This window comes from Flintibacter hominis, from assembly GCF_014287965.1.
Lineage (GTDB): Bacteria > Bacillota > Clostridia > Oscillospirales > Oscillospiraceae > Lawsonibacter > Lawsonibacter aceti.
Map to the genome: position 1 here is coordinate 595,638 of NZ_JACOPO010000001.1, position 16,811 is coordinate 612,448.

The window sequence follows — 16,811 nt, forward strand, 5'->3', positions numbered from 1 at the left end:
AAGCCGCCTGGTCCTTGGCGGAGAGGCGGCGGTGAGGTGTAATTGGATGGAATTTGTTATCATCTCCGGCCTGTCCGGAGCGGGAAAGAGCAAAGCCGCCTCTTTTATGGAGGATATGGATTTCTTCTGTGTGGATAATCTGCCCGCCCCCCTGATCCCCAAGTTCGCAGAACTCGGTATGGCTGGCTCCGGGGAGTATGACCGGGTGGTTCTGGTCACCGACATCCGGGGCGGCACCAACTTTGATAGCCTGTTCCAGGCCCTAACTGACCTGAAGGCCATGAAGTGCGCTTACCGGATCCTCTTTATGGATGCCTCGGACGAAACTATTATCAAGCGGTATAAGGAGAGCCGCCGCAGCCACCCTCTGGCCGAGGAGTGCGACAGTCTGGAGCAGGCCATCTCTCTGGAGCGGCAGATGCTGGAGCCCCTGCGCCGGCGGGCGGAATATATAATCGACACCACTAATCTGTCCCCCGCCAAGCTGAAGGGAGAGCTGCGCCGCATTTTTGCTAAGGGCAGTTCCACAGAGGGGCGGATGGACATTCGGGTGTCCTCCTTCGGATTCAAGCACGGGGTGCCTATGGAGGCCGATCTGGTCCTGGATGTCCGCTTCCTGCCCAACCCCTACTATGTAGCTGACCTGCGTCCCCTTACCGGACTGGACCAGGGGGTGCGGGACTATGTGTTTCACGGCGGCCAGGCAGAGGAGTTTTTGGAGCGGCTGTGGGCCCTGGTGGGCTGGCTCCTTCCCCGGTATGAGGAGGAGGGCAAGACGGCTCTAGTCATCGCCGTGGGCTGCACCGGCGGGCACCACCGGTCCGTGGCCATCGCCCATGCTCTAGCCGAGCGGATCAGAGGGCAGGGCTGGCCTGTGGCGGAGAGCCACCGGGACTTGGGAAGAAACTGATGGCAGGGGCCGTGGCCTGGATACGGGACACGGAGCAGGTCTGTCCTTTCAGGGAAAGGAGCGGTTATGAGCGATACGTTGCCCAGCCTCCAGCAGTGGGAGCGGGGGCCCAAGATCGTCGCTGTGGGCGGCGGTACGGGCCTTTCCACCATGCTGCGCGGCTTAAAAAAATATACCAAGAATCTGACCGCCATCGTCACTGTGGCGGATGACGGGGGAGGCTCTGGAATGCTTCGCCGGGATATTGGAATGCCGCCCCCGGGTGATATCCGCCACTGTATGGAGGCCCTGGCCAACACGGAGCCCATCATGGAGAAGCTGCTGACCTACCGCTTTACTGAGGGCTCCCTCTCCGGACAGTCCTTTGGCAACCTGATTCTGGCGGCCCTGAATGGGGTGACCGGCTCCTTTGAGGAGGCGGTCAGCCAGATGAGCCAGGTGCTGGCGATCACGGGCCGAGTCATCCCGGTTACCAGTGCGGACGTGCAGCTGGAGGCCATCTTTGAAAACGGGGCCCGTGTGGTGGGAGAGTCCAAGATATACCATTTTAAAAAAGAGCAGGACTGCCGGATCTCTCGGGTGGCGCTGATCCCAGAGCGGCCCGCCCCTCTGCCCGCCGCTCTGGAGGCCATCCGTGACGCGGATCTGATCCTGCTGGGCCCGGGGAGCCTGTATACCAGTGTGATCCCCAATCTGCTGGTGGACGGGGTGGCCAAAGCCATCGCCCAGTCGGACGCGCCAAAGATCTATGTGTGCAACATCATGACTCAGGATGGAGAGACAGAGGGGTATACCGCCGCTGACCACCTGGAAGCCCTGTTGGTCCACGGGGAGCCGGGGCTGCTGGACCTGTGTCTGGCCAACAGTGCGCCAGTTCATCCTGGGCTAGTGGAGAAATACCGGGTGGAGGACGCGGCGCCTCTAACGGTGGACCGGGAGCGCGTCGCCGCGATGGGGCTGGAGCTGGAGGAGCGGCCTCTGGCCTCCGACAAGGGCGATTTTGCCCGCCATGACCCGGATAAGCTGGCGGCCGCCCTGTTGGAGATCTACCGTCAGCGAGCGGTGCGCATCTTCCGGGGAGAGAGGCGCTACATATTGGAGGAATGACCATGTCCTTTTCCGGAGATGTGAAGACTGAGCTATGTCGGATCCCACTCAACCGGCGGTGTTGTGCCCAGGCGGAGGCCTACGGTGTGCTGCTCTACTGCAATACCTTCAGTGCCCGGGAGATCCGGGTGATGACAGAGAGCGAAGCCTTTGCCAAGCGGCTGCCTCCACTGCTGAAAAAGGCGTTTCGTATCACCTTTGACCGCCTGCCAGACGGGGAGGGGAAGTATATCTTCTCCATCATGGACCGGGATAAGCTGGCGGCTGTCCATCAGACCTTCGGCAGCGACTTGGGCGCGCTGGCCCTCCATTTGAATTTTGCTGTACTGGAGGAGAGCTGCTGCCGGACCTCCTTTCTGCGGGGAGCCTTCCTGGCGGGCGGATCGGTGACCGACCCCAGAAAGGGCTACCACCTGGAGCTGGCTACCACGCACCAGAGCGTCAGCCGGGAGCTGGAGGCCTTGATGCGGGAAATGGAGCTGGAGCCCAAAGCGGCCCAGCGGAAGGGAAATTCTGTCATTTACTTTAAGCAGAGTGACCGGATCGAGGATTTTCTTACCTCCATCGGTGCCCCTGTGTCCGCTATGGAAGTGATGAACGCCAAGCTGGAGAAGGACATCCGGGGCAGCGTGAACCGAAGGGTAAACTGTGATGCCGCCAATCTGGATAAGGCGGTGGAGGCGGCCATGGTCCAGTTGGAGGCCATACGGCGCCTGGAGGAGCGGGGCCGGCTGGCCCTTCTGCCGGACAAGCTGAAGGAGACCGCCGCCCTTCGACTAGCCCATCCAGAGGACACCCTGTCCCAGCTGGCGGAGCGGTGTGATCCACCGATCACCAAGTCAGCACTGAACCACCGCCTGCGGAAGCTGGTAGAGTTGGGGAGAGAGGAAGGATAGATGAACGGGCGTATGCAGGGAAGGCGCAAAATGGTTAGCCGGGTCGCATTCCCTGGGAGTCCCAAAGCACAAGCTGACAGATTTTGAGCTGCCCCGCTGTTCTCTGGTTCAATATGGAAATATAGGACCCATGGACAGGGGAAGCGGAGAGAAGCAAAAAGCAGTTAAGAAAAAAGCGGTAAGAGGGACAGGCCCTAGCCAATCAAAAGCGCGCCTATGACAAGGAGAGATACGATGACAGTTTGTACATTTCGGACCGCGGTCCCAGGGGATGAGGAGTTGATCCTGTCCTTTATCCGGGCTCTGGCGGATTATGAGCATATGTCCGACCAGGTGGTGGCCACACCGGAGCTGCTGCGGGAATGGATTTTTGAGAAACAGAAGGCGGAGGTCATCTTCGCTGCGGCCGGTGGGAGAGAGGTGGGCTTTGCTCTGTTCTTCCACAACTTCTCCACCTTTTTGGGCCGGGCGGGCATCTATCTAGAGGACCTGTTCGTTTTGCCTGAGGAGCGTGGAAAGGGCTACGGGGAGGCCCTGCTAAAGAGACTTGCCCGTATCACGGTGGAACGTGGGTGCGGGCGGCTGGAATGGGCCTGCCTGGACTGGAACACCCCTTCTATTAACTTTTATATCCAAAAGATGTGCGCCACTCCCATGGATGAGTGGACTACTTACCGCCTCACGGGGGAGAGGCTAAAGCAGGCGGCGGAGTGAACCGCACTCTAGAAATCAAATTTTAGAGCGAGAAATGAAGAAGTGGTGGGGCAGTTTGTCCCAGGGAGGAGAAAAGGCTATGTCCTTTGTCCATTTACATCTGCATACGGAGTTTTCCTTACTGGACGGAGCCTGCCGGATCAAAAAGCTGGTGGAGCGGGTCAAGGAGCTGGGGCAGGATGCGGTGGCCATCACTGACCACGGCTGTATGTATGGAGTCATTGATTTTTACCGGGCCTGCAAGGCCGAGGGGATCAAACCCATCATCGGCTGCGAGGTCTATGTGGCGCCACGGGGCCGCACCCGCTTCCAAAAGGTCCATGAGTTTGACGCGGATTCCCGCCACCTGGTGCTCCTCTGCCGGAACGAGGAGGGCTATCGAAACCTGTCCTATATGGTGTCTCAGGCCTATCTAGAGGGATTTTACATTAAGCCCCGCATCGACATGGACTTACTGCGGGAGCACGCTGGCGGCCTGATCGCCTGCTCCGCCTGCCTGGGCGGAGAACTGCCCAAGCTGCTGCTGGCGGGGGAGTATGAGCAGGCTAAGGCGGTGGCACTGGAGATGCGGGAGCTGTTTGGAGAGGACGGCTACTACCTGGAGCTCCAGGACCACGGCATCGCGGCCCAGAAGCAGGTGAATGCCGCGCTGGTCCGCATCCATGAGGAAACAGGCATCCCCCTTATCGCCACCAACGACGCCCACTATCTCCGCCAGGAGGATGCGGAGACACAGGACGTTCTGATGTGCATTCAAATGGGCAAGACTGTGGACGACCCCAATCGTATGAAGTTTGAAACCGACCAGTTCTATGTCAAGTCAGAGGATGAGATGGCCGCACTGTTCCCCAACTATCCTGAGGCGCTGGAGAACACTGCCAAAATTGCCAAACTGTGTGATGTGGAATTTGAGTTTGGAAAATATCACCTGCCCCACTTTCAGCTCCCAGAGGGCTGGACAGATGGGGAGGCGTACTTTGAAAAGCTGTGTATGGATGGCTTTGCACGCCGCTATCCGGACCAGCCTGAGGAATATCGGAAGCAGCTGCGATACGAGATGGATATGATCCGTAAGATGGGCTTTGTGGATTATTTCCTTATTGTGTCCGACTTTATCGCGTTTGCCAAGGGAAACCACATCCCTGTGGGACCGGGGCGCGGGTCGGCTGCCGGCTCCATGGTGTCTTACTGCCTGAATATCACAGACCTGGACCCCATGCAGTACTCCCTGTATTTTGAGCGATTTCTCAACCCAGAGCGGGTATCCATGCCCGATATTGATATTGACTTCTGTATCCGCCGCCGGCAAGAGGTCATTGATTATGTAAACAAAAAATATGGTGCCGACCATGTGGCCCAGATCGTCACCTTTGGTACCATGGCGGCCAGGGGATCTGTCCGGGACGTGGGGCGGGTTCTTGGAATGCCTTACGGAGATGTGGATGCGGTGGCCAAGCTTATCCCCAGTGGTCCTGGAGCGCTGCACATCACGCTGGAGGAGTCTTTGAAGCTGTCTAAACAGCTGAGAGAGCTGTATGACGGGGATGAGAGCATCAAAAAGCTCATCGATACCGCCATGGCCATCGAAGGGATGCCGCGGAATACTTCCACCCATGCTGCGGGTGTGGTTATCACCAGCCGGCCGGTCTGCGACTATGTGCCCCTGGCGACCAACGACGGCCTGCCTGTTACCCAGTATGTGATGACCACTCTGGAGGAGCTGGGACTGCTGAAAATGGACTTCCTGGGACTGCGTAACCTGACGATTCTGGATGACGCGGTCAAAATGGTCCGAAGCAAGGAAAAGAACTTTACACTAGAAAGCATCCCCTTGAACGACCCGGCTACCATGTCTATGCTGTCAGAGGGGAAGACCTCCGGTGTGTTCCAAATGGAGTCTGCGGGAATGACCGGGGTGTGCCTCGGCCTCAAGCCACAGAATATCGAGGATATCACCGCCATCATCGCCCTCTACCGCCCTGGCCCCATGGATTCCATTCCACGCTTTATTGCCAGCAAAAACAATCCGGACAAGATTACCTATAAGCACCCGGCCCTGGAGCCCATCCTGTCCAATACCTATGGATGTATCGTCTACCAGGAGCAGGTCATTCAGATCTTCCAACAGCTGGCAGGCTACTCCCTGGGACAGGCCGACATGGTGCGCCGCGCCATGTCTAAAAAGAAAATGAAGGATATTCAGCGGGAGCGGGCTGCCTTTATCCACGGGGACCCGGAGCGGAATATTGTCGGCTGTGAGCACAACGGAGTACCCGCCGCTATTGCCGAGTCTATCTACGATGAAATCAACGATTTTGCCAACTACGCCTTCAACAAGGCCCACGCTGTGTGTTACGCCGTGGTGGCCTATCAGACCGCCTGGTTCAAGTGCCACCACCCCAAGGAGTACATGGCCGCTCTGCTCACCTCGGTGCTGGATTCCACCGAGAAGGTGGCGGAGTATATCTCTGAGTGCCGGGATATGGATATCCCTCTGCTTCCCCCTGATGTGAACGAGTCCCAGGCCGATTTCACTGTGGTAGAGGGAGGAATCCGCTTTGGCCTGGTGGCCCTGAAGGGGGTAGGACGAAACGTTGTAAACGCCATGTTGTCAGAACGTGAAAAGGGTGGACCCTTTACAGACTTTATGGACTTCTGCGACCGGATGTTTGACCAGGATCTAAACCGGAGAGTGGTGGAGAGTCTCATCAAATCCGGAGCCTTTGACCGCATGGGCTACCGTAGGTCCCAACTGATGCAGGTATACGGCCAAGTGCTGGACGGGATTGCCGCGGCTCGGAAGCGGAACGTGGAGGGGCAGCTGGATCTCTTTGGGCTCGGCGGAGTGGAGGAGAGCGCCCCCCTTCCCGCACTGGTCCTGCCGGAGCTGGCGGAGTACAGCGCTCAGGAGCTGATGACCATGGAGAAGGAAATCACCGGGCTGTATCTGTCCGGGCACCCCATGGATCAGTACCGGGAGATGGCCAGGCGGAAGGGGGCGGTGAGCATCGGCTCTATCCTGCTGGACTTTCAGCGGGAGGATGGACCTAAGGAGTACCGGGACAACCAGAGGGTATCAGTGGCCGGTATTATTTCCACTTACCGTACCAGAACCACCCGGAATAACACCTTGATGGCTTATGTCAACCTGGAGGATGATACTGCCTCGATGGAGCTTTTGTGCTTTGCCAAAGTGCTGGAGAATAGTGGCAGCCATATCAGGGAAAACTCGGCGATCCTGGCTACGGGCCGGATCTCTGTCCGGGACGAGAAGGAGCCACAGCTCATGGTGGATGAGATCCGCCCCCTGGGAGACCTAAATGGGGAGATGACAGGGGAGGAGGAAAAGACGCTCTACCTCCGCCTGCCCGCCAGAGAGGACCCTCGCCTGCGTAAGGTCCGGCTGGCCCTCTCTTTTTTCCCCGGAGAGAGCCGGGTGGTGCTTTATTTTGAGGACTGCAAAAAGCGTGTGGGCTCCTACTGCCAAATCCATCCAGCCCTGGTGGCTGACCTGACGGAACGGCTGGGGGCGGAGAACGTGGTGGTGCAGTGACGGCCAAGCCGCTTAACCAGGGGTTGACAGCCCGCCAGAAAGAGGATATAATAGCCCCGTAATCCGGTAGGTAAGGCTACCGTGGGGATATGGGTCGCTGCCGCAAAGGGATGGAGACATCCTTCGTTGGTTTGAACAGGTCCTGTCGAACAGAAGGCAGGATTTAACGCGACTTCACCGCCCCGCGATGCTAAAGCTTGGACGGTGGCATGATAGGGTATGTGCAGAGCACGCTTGCCGCCGCCGCGGCTTGCGTGCTCTTTTCTATCCGGAGCGATTTTGAAGCAAAGAGAGGTGAACATCTCATGGACAGCGGCAGTCGAGGTCCCGGCGGACAAACTCAATATGGTACGCGGCGTCCTGGGATGGGCGCCGAGACAGCCGGCTGAGTTTGCCGGACCTCCTGTCACGAAACGGTAAAAAACCGAACTCGACGACAAGGAGGAAGCTGTTATGAAGAACATCAATATGATCCCTGCCATCCCTGGGACTGTGGGGGCTATCATGTCCCGTCAGCCCCTGGAGCTCTCTCCGCGGATGCGTGCCCGGGAGGCACTGGCCCGCCTGCGCCAGGTGGGTGTGCCCCAGGATTTTATGAGCAGCTGCTATGTGGTGGATGAGGAGGGGCGCCTGTTGGGTGCTCTTACCCTCTACGAACTGGTGGCGGCGCCCGACTGCGCCCGTTTGGATCAGGCCATGTCCGCCCCTAGGGCTGTCCTTACTCCGGAGTATGACCAGGAGGAGGCTGTGCGTCTGATGGAGGCGGCGGACTGCGTGGAACTGCCCGTGGTGGATGACGAGGGAAAGCTTGTTGGGACAGTCACCGCGGAGGATGCCATGGAGGTACTGCGGGACGAGGCCACTGAGGATATGGAGCGGATGGCCGCCATCCTTCCTTCCGAGCGGCCCTATCTAAAAACCAGCGTGTGGGAGATCTACAAAAAGCGTGTGCTGTGGCTCCTGCTGCTGATGGTATCGGCGGCCTTTACCGGGGCCATTATTACCCATTATGAGACTGCCCTGGCCGCCCAGGTGGTACTTACTGCCTTTATCCCCATGCTGATGGATACGGGAGGGAACTGCGGCAGCCAGTCCTCCGTCACCATCATCCGGGGGCTCTCCCTGGGGGAGATAGGGTATGGGGACTGGTGGAAGGTGGCCTGGAAGGAGATACAGGTCGGAGTGCTGTGTGGGATTACCCTGGCCGCTGTCAATCTGCTGCGACTGACTGTTTTGGACCACCTGGATCTGATAGTGGCCATAGTGGTCAGCCTGACTTTGGTAGTGACGGTGATTGTATCAAAGCTGCTGGGCTGTTTCCTGCCTATTCTGGCCAGCCGTGCCCATCTGGACCCTGCTGTGATGGCCAGCCCCTTGATCACCACCATCGCGGATGGGATATCCCTGATGGTATACTTTCGTATCGCCGTCCTGCTTCTTAGAATATGACGCGGAATACCCGGCGGAGAGAGGAGAAAAGCTGGAGGAAAGGCTGTGCCTTTCCTCCAGCTTCTTTCGATTAGCGGGCAAGATTTCGGCGGTGGGACCTTGTCGGAATCAGCGGGTTATATGAGTTAGGGCGTGGCCACGGCTGAGTACGGCGTAGACTGCGGCCGCGGCGGCCAGCCCAAAGAGCCCCTGAATGATATTCCCCGGCACGGAGGCCGCGGCGGCCAGACCCTTGCCCAGCCACAGGCAGGCGTAGCCGAAATAGCCGGCTACCATGATGATCTCAGCCGCAAAGCCGCTCACAGCCTGGGAGAGGAGTACATTTGGAGTGCGGCGCCGTTGGAGAGCCTGAAACAGCAGGGCGGCCACTACGGCCATCGCCAGCTTGATAGCGAAGGTTCCAGGAGCATAGTGAGCGTAGCCGGAGAGAAGGTCCGCCAGCATGGAACCTACGCCGGCGGCGGCCCCGCCGTAGAGTGGGCCCAGAACCCAGGCGGAGAGAAGAACGGCACAGTCTCCCAGGTTGACATAGCCCTGCATGGGGGAGGGAACCTGGATGACCAGGGTCATGATGGTACACAGGGCGGCAAAGAGGGCGGCTAATACCAGCTTACGGATCTTGGTATCTGACATGATGATCGCTCCTTTGAAAGTGGTGGGGAAATTTTTGCTTGCTTTTTCAACTGAGTTGTATTTTAATCATATCTGATATGATTAAAAGGACCAAACTATAACTTTTTTATAGGACCAGATTGGAGGGCTGTTTATGCTGACATATGATTTGGAAAAGCGAGGGAGCCTGGCCAGGTACGACTATCTGTATCGCTGCATCAAGGAGGACATCCTGTCCGGCCGCTTGAAAGCGGGGGAGAAGCTGCCCTCCAAGCGGACCCTGGCCACCCATTTGAATACCGCAGTGGTAACGGTGGAGAACGCCTATGCCCAGTTGGAGGCGGAGGGGTACCTGAACGCCAGGGAAAAGCGGGGGTATTTTGTCAACCCGGTGGAGACAGGACCAGTTAGGGAGAATCCGGCAGAGGCCAGGGAAAAGAACAGGGAACAGCGGGAGTGGCGGCTGGACCTGCGGGGGACCGGAAGCGGGACAGAGGGCTTCCCTTTTTCTGTCTGGGCCCGGCTGATGCGAAGAATACTTACGGAGCGGGGAGCCGAGCTGCTTCAGGCGACTCCCCACAACGGTGTCTATCCTCTGCGGCAGGCAATCGCCCGACATCTCTACCAGTTCCGGGGCATTTCCGCCGCACCGGAGCAGATCGTGGTGGGGGCGGGGACGGAGTACCTGTATAATTTGATCGTACAGCTTTTGGGCCGGGACCTGCTGTACGGGGTAGAGGACCCTGGCTACTCTAAGGCGGCCAGAATATACGGCCTGAACGGGGCGGGATGCATCCCCCTTCCGATGGACAGCCGGGGGGTGCGCCCCCAGGAGGTAGAGGAGAGGGGGGTGCAGATCCTCCATATATCGCCCAACCACCAGTTCCCCACAGGGACAGTGACCCCCATCCTGCGCCGGCAGGCGCTTCTGCGATGGGCGGAGGAGCAAAGGGGATATATCATCGAGGACGACTACGACAGCGAGTTTCGCTTTACAGGGCGCCCTATACCAGCGATGAAGAGCATAGACGCTGCAGGACGGGTCATCTATATGAATACCTTTTCCAGGTCACTGGCCCCCTCGCTGCGTGTCAGCTATATGGTGCTGCCGCCCTCTCTGATGGAGGAGTATCCACGTCGGCTAGGCTTCTACTCCTGTACAGTTCCGGCGATGGAGCAGTATACCCTGGCAAGCTTTCTGGAGGAGGGCTATTTTGAGTCCCATGTGAACCGGATGCGTGTCTTTTACCGAAATCGCCGGGACGAGGTGCTGGCAGCCATCGGCCAAAGTCCTCTGTCCGGCCGCTGCCGTGTGCTTGGAGAGGAGGCCGGACTCCATTTTTTGCTGGAGCTGGAGACGGAAAGGGAGGACAGTTGGTTGTCGAGGGAGATGGAGGCGCGCGGAGTAAGGCTCTCCTTTCTCACAGACTACCAGCAGCGGCCGGGGGCGGCCCCCCTCCACACTCTGGTAGTCAATTATCCGGGAACAGCGCCCGCACGGCTGGCTCCTGCCCTGGCGCTTCTGGCTGGCCTGCTGGATTGACAGAGAGACAGCTCTGTATTAGAATGCAGGGGCAGAGATAAAAACACAAGGCGGTTGGTAGTCCGTCCGCGGGTCCGCGCTCCCGTAAGTAGCCTTCCCTCCCGGGTCGTCCCTTCTCTGACGTGTCATGTTAGGGAGGAAACTGAATATGGTTCCAAGTATGAGCAGTTTTATAGTGCTGTTCCAGTCCCCTTTTTGGGTGGGTATTGCCCAGCGATGGGGGGAGGAGGGCTATCAGGCGGCCAAAATCACCTTTGGCGCCCAGCCCACTGACACTCAGATCTATCAATGGGTGTTGAAGGAGTGGCACAGGCTGGTGTTCAGTAAGCTGTCGGAGGAGGAGAGTCCTGTCCTGGAGAGAAAACAAAAGCGCCTTCAGCGGGAAGCGAGAAAGGCTATTCAGGTCAGAGGGATAGGGACCAAGGCCCAGGCGGCTCTCGCGCTTCAGCGGGAGGATCGAGGGCTGGCCCGAAGGGAAAAGAAGCATCTGGAGCGTCAGGAGGAGGACCGGCGGAAATTCCTTCTCCGGCAGCAAAAAAAGCGCGAAAAAAAGCGGGGCAGATAATTCTGCCCCGCTTTTTGAATGTTGCAAATGTAATTCTAGAAGGAAAGCGGCTGGTCAGACCGCTTCAGTGGAGCGTAAGCAGGGGAGGTCAGGCTTCGCTCTCGGCCGGGGCGGATTTTTTGCTCCAACCTTCGCCGTGGATGACGTGGCGGGAAACGGTCTTGTAGACTAGGAAGGTAACGGTGGAATTGATGGTACCTACCAGCAGGTTAAAGGGAAGAATCCCAGGGAGGAGCAGGGAATCAACTACCTCCACAGGCTGGCCCATGAAGAGGGGGGTAATAAAGTGATTGGCGGGCAGCATAACTAATCCCCGTGCCAGCGTAGCTAAGAACAACCCAAGAACCGCGCCAGATTTAGTATGCCGAATACGGTAAACAGAACAAACCACCATCACCATGGTAGAGGTAGCGATAATATGCATGATAATGCCATAAAACAGCCCGCCGGTAGCGGCACTTACGGTAAGCCCTTGGACCACACTGACAACCACAGTGAGCAGGACGCCAGCTAAAGGACCATAGGCCAGGGCACCGATGAAAATGGGGATATCAGCAGGATCGTACTCTAAAAAGGGGACTAGAGGGATCAGCGGAATACGGATAAAGTATACCAGCACCACCGATACTCCGGCCAATAGGGCCAATACCACCAATTTCCGGGTCTGCTCTCGATTAGACATAAAAAACACTCCTTTATTGTTTTGGTACCCCTGAAAAGCCAAAATGCCTTCCAGGTGTTAAAACAATCAAGGAGGTGCGCGAACACGCGCAAAAACACACGTGTCATTGTTCAACACACATCTTCTTCCATCCGGACTGTGACCGTTGGTCCCGGAGTTCCACCGGGTCAGCGAATGTGCTGCCACATTCGGTCGCGGACTTTACCGCCAGTGGGGAGTTTCACCCCGCCCTGAAGACATTGGATTCAGTTGTCCATGGAGTATTATATGCCAGGGGAAGAAAAAATGCAAGAGAAAATTTCAAAAATCATAGCCACCGGCACTGCCGGTGACTATGATTTAAGGAAAGAAGTCAGTCCTGATACAGGGGGAAACGGGCGGTGAGGGCCAGGGCCTCCTCCTTCAAACGATCCACCTTGGCGGCAAAATCCTCCTGAGCGGCGGCACAGATCAGTTTGCCCACGATCTCCATCTGCTCCTCTTTAAAACCGCGGGCGGTAACGGCGGGAGTACCCACTCGGATGCCGGAGGTGACAAAGGGCTTTTCTGGGTCGTTGGGGATGGCGTTCTTATTGACCGTGACACAGATCTCGTCCAGCCGGTGCTCCATCTCCTTGCCGGTCAGATGGGCGGGGCGTAGGTCCACCAGCATCAGGTGGTTGTCCGTGCCGCCAGACACCAGATCCAGGCCGCCGGCCATGATAGTCTTGGACAGAACTTGGGCGTTTTTGATGATCTGACCCTGGTATTCCTTGAACTCGGGCTTCAGAGCTTCGCCAAGCGCCACGGCTTTGGCGGCGATAATGTGCTCCAGCGGGCCGCCCTGGGAGCCGGGGAAGATAGCGGAGTTCAGCTTTTTGGCGATGTCCGGGTCGTTGGTCAGCAGCATACCGCCACGGGGGCCGCGGAGAGTTTTATGGGTGGTAGTGGACACCACGTCCGCATAGGGGATGGGGGACGGATGGAGCCCGGCGGCGACCAGTCCGGCAATGTGGGCCATATCCACAAAAAGATAGGCCCCTACCTCGTGGGCGATATCCGCAAAGGTCTTGAAGTCGATGGTGCGGGGATAGGCGGAGGCACCAGCCAGGATCATCTTGGGCTGGTGTTTTTTAGCTAGGTCCCGGACCTGGTCATAGTCGATATATCCCTTGCTGTCCACGCCATAGGCCACCATGTGATAGTTCTTGCCGGAGAAGTTGACAGGAGAGCCGTGAGTCAGGTGTCCGCCGTTATCCAGGCTCATACCCATGACCGTGTCGCCCAGCTGGCACAGGGCCTGGTAGACAGCGTAATTGGCCTGGGCGCCGGAGTGAGGCTGAACATTGGCAAACTTGGCGCCGAACAGCTCCTTGGCCCGCTCGATGGCGATATTTTCCACCACGTCCACGCACTGACAGCCGCCGTAATACCGCTTGCCGGGATAGCCTTCGGCATACTTGTTGGTAAGAACGGTGCCGGCCGCCGCCAGAACAGCGGCGCTGACGATGTTCTCCGAGGCGATCAGCTCGATGTTCTGCTGCTGGCGGTCATACTCCGCCCGGATGGCCTGACCCACTTCAGGGTCCTGCGCGATGAGAAAATCCATAGACTCCTTGACCATGTATAGCTCCTCCTGATATCAATAAGCAGTTTGCTCTGAGGAAAAGAGATATTCCCCCAGAATAATATATATTATATCAGTAAGCGGAGAAAAAACAATGGAGGAATGAAAAAAAGCCGTCGAAATTTTCCGGTAAGTATGGTATGATATCAAAATGACAGAACTTCTCCCTCCTGTGGAGAAAGCTGAATGGAGAGAAACAGATATGAAAAAGAAAAAGGCCGATGTGGCCGCCATTATAGAGGAGCTGAAAGCCCTATACCCGGACGGAATCTGTTCACTGGACTACCGGAAGGACTACGAACTTCTATTTTCCGTTCGACTGGCCGCCCAGTGTACTGACGAGCGTGTCAATAAGGTGACTCCGGCACTGTATGCCCGCTTTCCTACTCTGGAGTCGCTGGCCAATGCTGAGATTGCCGAAGTGGAGCAGTACATACATTCCACGGGCTTTTTCCGGGCAAAGGCCAAGGACATCGTACTAGCCTCCCAAATGCTTCTGCGGGAATACGGCGGCAAGGTGCCCAATACTATGGAGGACCTGCTGAAGCTGCCTGGTGTGGGCAGAAAGACAGCCAACCTGATCCTGGGAGACGTGTACCACACCCCCGGCGTGGTGGTGGCGGACACCCACTGCATCCGCATCTCCGGTCTGCTTGGGTTGACCGACGGCTCCAAGGACCCCGCCAAGGTGGAGATGCAGTTGAGGAAGATCCTGCCTCCAGAGGAGTCCAATGACTTCTGCCACCGGCTGGTCCTCCATGGACGGGCCGTCTGTATCGCCCGGCGGCCCCAGTGCCAGCAGTGTACCCTGCGGCCCTGGTGTGATTTTTTTAGTAAGCAGCAGGGAAAAGGAGCATAAGGGCCGGAGCGTCCTTTCGCCAGGATGTCATCTATCTGGCGGGCAGCAGCGCATATGCGCAGAAAGGCGGAGCAACCATGAAGAAAAATTATACCATTTATCAGGTGGACGCATTTACACGGGAGAAACTGGCGGGGAACCCCGCCGGTGTGGTGCCGGACGCGCGAGGGCTGACAGAGGGACAGATGCAGCGCATCGCCCGGGAGCTGAATAACTCGGAGACGGCCTTCCTTTTCCCGGGAAAAGAGGGGGAGTATGATGTCCATGTCCGGTTTTTCACCCCCACCCGAGAGGTACCTGTCTGTGGTCATGCCACCATCGCCTCCCACTATATCCGGGCCATGGAACTGGGTCTGGACAGCGCCCGGGTAGTCCAGAAGTGCGGAGCTGGCCTTTTTCCTGTGGATGTGTGCAAGGAAAACGGTGATTACCGGGTGGTCATGTCCCAGGGAAAGGCCGTCATTGGAGAGCCATTGGCCCAGGAGTACCAGGTCCGTGTGCTGGACGCCCTAGGCGTGACATGGGACGACCTCCGGCCCGGCTGCCCCATGGCTTCCGCCTCCGTAGGCTCTCCCAAGCTGATGGTGGTCCTCAACGACCTGGATAAGCTTCACAGCTTAAAACCGGACTTAGAGGCTCTCAAGGAGTTGAGTGGTGAGATTGGCTGCAACGGGTATCTGGTCTTTACCCTCCATCCTGGGGAAGAGCCTCTGGTCCATGGACGAATGTTCGGTCCTGCGAACGGTGTGGCCGAGGACCCGGTGACGGGGATTGCTAACGGCCCCATGGGTGCCTATCTGGTCCAATTTGGACTGATCCCCACAGATGGAGACGAGGTGCGCTTCACCTCTGCCCAGGGGGAGGCCATGGGCCGGCCAGGTGCTATGGAGGTCTGTGTGGAGCTGGAGGAGGGACGTCCCGGCGAAATCCGCATTATCGGCGACGCAGTGGTGGCGTTCCAGGCGGAGATAACGCTGGACGAGGAATGACAGAGAACCCCGTGAGGAGATGAGAAACGATGGCATACCGCCCGTTAGCGGATGAGATACGCCCCCAGAGCCTGGATCAGGTGGTGGGGCAGAGGCATATATTGGGAGAAAACGGCCTGCTGCGCCGGATCATTGAGGGGGGCAATATCCCCAACCTGATTTTTTACGGCCCCTCAGGCACAGGCAAGACTACGGTGGCGAACATCATCGCCCAGCGGACCAACCGGCCCCTGCACCGGCTCAACGCCACCACGGCCTCCATCTCCGACATCAAGGACATCATCGGAGATATCGGCACTTTGATGGCGCCGGAGGGTGTGCTGCTCTATCTGGACGAGATCCAGTACTTCAATAAGAAGCAGCAGCAGTCCCTGCTGGAGTTTATGGAGGACGGTCGCATCACCCTTATCGCCTCCACCACAGAAAACCCATTCTTCGCCGTCTTTGGGGCGGTGCTGTCCCGGGCTACGGTTTTCGAGTTTAAGCAGATCACGGCGGAGGATGCCCTCCCCGCTGTGGAGCGGGGTATCTCCATCATGGAGGAGCGGTTGGGCGCCCAGGTAGTATGCGAGGACGGGGTAAAGGAGCACATCGCCTGGGCCTGTGGCGGCGACATCCGAAAGGCCATGAACGCCATTGAGCTTTTACTCAGCGCCGCGAGGCGTGAGCAAGGGAAACTCCTTGTCAGCTTGGAGGATGCCAAAACGGTGGCCCAGAAGTCGGCGATGCGCTACGACCGGGAGGGAGATGCCCATTTTGATATCGCGTCAGCCCTCATGAAGTCCATGAGGGGCTCTGACCCGGACGCGGCGCTCCACTATCTGGCCCGGCTGCTGGAAGCGGGGGATATGATTACCGCCATCCGCCGCATCCTGTGCTCCGCCAGCGAGGATGTGGGCATGGCTTATCCTCTGGCGGTGCCCATCGTCAAGGCATGTGTGGACAATGCCCTTCAGCTTGGGCTGCCGGAGGCCAAGCTGCCTCTGGCCCAGGCGGTAGTCCTTCTGGCCACTGCCCCAAAGTCCAACACCTCCTGCATGGCCATTGAGGCCGCTATGGCCGATGTGCGCCGGGGCAGGGTAGGGGACATCCCGCGGCATCTCCAGAATGTCCACGCCGATTCCTCCGGTCTGGAGCGGGAGCAGGGCTATCTCTATCCCCACAGCTTCCCAGGCCGGTGGGTGGACCAGCAGTATCTGCCCGACGAGCTGAAGGATGCGCGCTATTACGTCTATGGGGAGAATAAAACAGAACAGGCCGCCAAGCGGTACTGGGATGAGATAAAAAGAAAAAGGGAGTGACCCCGCCTGGGGTGGGAAGAGGGAA

The 16,811-nt window shown here is 58.1% G+C and carries 14 protein-coding genes and 2 riboswitches; of the genes, 11 read left to right on the forward strand and 3 right to left on the reverse strand.

The window, feature by feature from the left end:
• Positions 1 to 46 precede the first annotated feature (46 nt).
• From rapZ to mgtE, 6 genes are all read left to right on the forward strand, one after another.
• A complete protein-coding gene (gene rapZ / locus H8S11_RS02870; protein ID WP_147572179.1) occupies positions 47 to 910 on the forward strand; it encodes an RNase adapter RapZ in 864 nt (287 codons plus the stop codon).
• A 66-nt stretch (positions 911 to 976) separates the two neighbouring features.
• Positions 977 to 2,017, forward strand: a complete 1,041-nt coding sequence (locus H8S11_RS02875) for a gluconeogenesis factor YvcK family protein (protein WP_186852104.1) — start codon at positions 977 to 979, stop codon at positions 2,015 to 2,017.
• 2 nt (positions 2,018 to 2,019) lie between these two features.
• Positions 2,020 to 2,913: a DNA-binding protein WhiA gene (gene whiA, locus H8S11_RS02880; RefSeq protein WP_186852105.1), complete on the forward strand. Its 894-nt coding sequence runs from the start codon at positions 2,020 to 2,022 to the stop codon at positions 2,911 to 2,913.
• 234 nt (positions 2,914 to 3,147) lie between these two features.
• Complete coding sequence (locus tag H8S11_RS02885; RefSeq protein ID WP_186852106.1) at positions 3,148 to 3,627, forward strand: GNAT family N-acetyltransferase; 480 nt, start codon at positions 3,148 to 3,150, stop codon at positions 3,625 to 3,627.
• Between the two features lie 79 nt (positions 3,628 to 3,706).
• Entirely contained in the window at positions 3,707 to 7,180 is a 3,474-nt protein-coding gene (locus H8S11_RS02890; protein WP_186852107.1) for a DNA polymerase III subunit alpha, read from the forward strand.
• A 55-nt stretch (positions 7,181 to 7,235) separates the two neighbouring features.
• A riboswitch (M-box (ykoK) riboswitch) is annotated at positions 7,236 to 7,397 on the forward strand.
• Between the two features lie 236 nt (positions 7,398 to 7,633).
• Positions 7,634 to 8,629, forward strand: coding sequence for a magnesium transporter (gene mgtE / locus H8S11_RS02895; protein ID WP_147572184.1), 996 nt, complete (start codon positions 7,634 to 7,636; stop codon positions 8,627 to 8,629).
• Positions 8,630 to 8,737: 108 nt separating this feature from the next.
• Here mgtE and H8S11_RS02900 read toward each other — a convergent pair whose 3' ends face one another.
• Positions 8,738 to 9,262, reverse strand: coding sequence for an ECF transporter S component (locus tag H8S11_RS02900; RefSeq protein WP_186852108.1), 525 nt, complete (start codon positions 9,260 to 9,262; stop codon positions 8,738 to 8,740).
• Positions 9,263 to 9,395: 133 nt separating this feature from the next.
• Here H8S11_RS02900 and pdxR point away from each other — a divergent pair, with 133 nt between their 5' ends.
• Complete coding sequence (gene pdxR / locus H8S11_RS02905) at positions 9,396 to 10,784, forward strand: MocR-like pyridoxine biosynthesis transcription factor PdxR (RefSeq protein WP_147572186.1); 1,389 nt, start codon at positions 9,396 to 9,398, stop codon at positions 10,782 to 10,784.
• 160 nt (positions 10,785 to 10,944) lie between these two features.
• Positions 10,945 to 11,349: a YjdF family protein gene (locus H8S11_RS02910; protein WP_186852109.1), complete on the forward strand. Its 405-nt coding sequence runs from the start codon at positions 10,945 to 10,947 to the stop codon at positions 11,347 to 11,349.
• An 88-nt stretch (positions 11,350 to 11,437) separates the two neighbouring features.
• On the opposite strand, the gene H8S11_RS02915 is transcribed toward H8S11_RS02910, so the two are convergent.
• Positions 11,438 to 12,031, reverse strand: a complete 594-nt coding sequence (locus H8S11_RS02915; protein ID WP_147572188.1) for an ECF transporter S component — start codon at positions 12,029 to 12,031, stop codon at positions 11,438 to 11,440.
• Positions 12,032 to 12,146: 115 nt separating this feature from the next.
• Positions 12,147 to 12,273, reverse strand: a riboswitch (FMN riboswitch).
• 110 nt (positions 12,274 to 12,383) lie between these two features.
• Positions 12,384 to 13,634, reverse strand: a complete 1,251-nt coding sequence (glyA, locus tag H8S11_RS02920; protein ID WP_279287530.1) for a serine hydroxymethyltransferase — start codon at positions 13,632 to 13,634, stop codon at positions 12,384 to 12,386.
• 205 nt (positions 13,635 to 13,839) lie between these two features.
• Here glyA and nth point away from each other — a divergent pair, with 205 nt between their 5' ends.
• From nth to H8S11_RS02935, 3 genes are all read left to right on the forward strand, one after another.
• On the forward strand, positions 13,840 to 14,496 hold the full coding sequence (gene nth / locus H8S11_RS02925; protein ID WP_147572190.1) for an endonuclease III: 657 nt from the start codon (positions 13,840 to 13,842) through the stop codon (positions 14,494 to 14,496).
• A 77-nt stretch (positions 14,497 to 14,573) separates the two neighbouring features.
• Complete coding sequence (locus H8S11_RS02930; RefSeq protein ID WP_186852110.1) at positions 14,574 to 15,485, forward strand: PhzF family isomerase; 912 nt, start codon at positions 14,574 to 14,576, stop codon at positions 15,483 to 15,485.
• 29 nt (positions 15,486 to 15,514) lie between these two features.
• Positions 15,515 to 16,786 carry a replication-associated recombination protein A gene (locus tag H8S11_RS02935; RefSeq protein WP_186852111.1) on the forward strand — a complete coding sequence of 424 codons (1,272 nt, stop codon included), beginning with the start codon at positions 15,515 to 15,517 and terminating at the stop codon, positions 16,784 to 16,786.
• The last annotated feature ends 25 nt before the right edge of the window (positions 16,787 to 16,811 follow it).